1 protein-coding gene and 1 pseudogene are annotated in these 291 nt (G+C 44.0%); one reads left to right on the top strand and one right to left on the bottom strand.

The genetic code is table 11. The annotated features are described in order from the left end of the window. A pseudogene (locus tag NE473_RS33345) lies at nt 1-97 on the top strand (type IV secretion system protein VirD4); the annotation flags it as partial. Nucleotides 98-107: 10 nt separating this feature from the next. Here NE473_RS33345 and NE473_RS31940 read toward each other — a convergent pair. Continuing rightward, nucleotides 108-291 (bottom strand): hypothetical protein (locus NE473_RS31940; RefSeq protein WP_256265713.1); only part of this gene is annotated, 184 nt, incomplete at its 5' end.

The raw sequence follows: 291 nt of genomic DNA, 5'->3' as shown, positions 1-291 counted from the left end.
AAATACCTTTGATATTGAAGCATTTTTGTCTGCCAGACTAAAACTCAAGCCTGATGAGGTCTGCGATGTATATGAAGTAGACACAAAGGGCGCTTAATTTGTTCCGCTTAGAAGGGAGTGATCTTATCTATTTGCCGCACCTGCCCTCTATGGGCCATTGGCGTACAAAGCGGACAATCGCAAGAAAAATAATGAAAAAGGAGGACAGCCGGAATCATGCTCCCGGAAACCGGGCGGCGGATTGTTCCGGCTTTTGTATGCCTATGAAACATGACAAACCTATTTTTTAAT

Origin of the sequence: Hungatella sp. SL.1.14 (assembly GCF_024460495.1) — a bacterium.
GTDB classification, from domain to species: domain Bacteria; phylum Bacillota; class Clostridia; order Lachnospirales; family Lachnospiraceae; genus Hungatella; species Hungatella hathewayi.
This window is presented reverse-complemented; position numbering and strand designations above follow the sequence as displayed.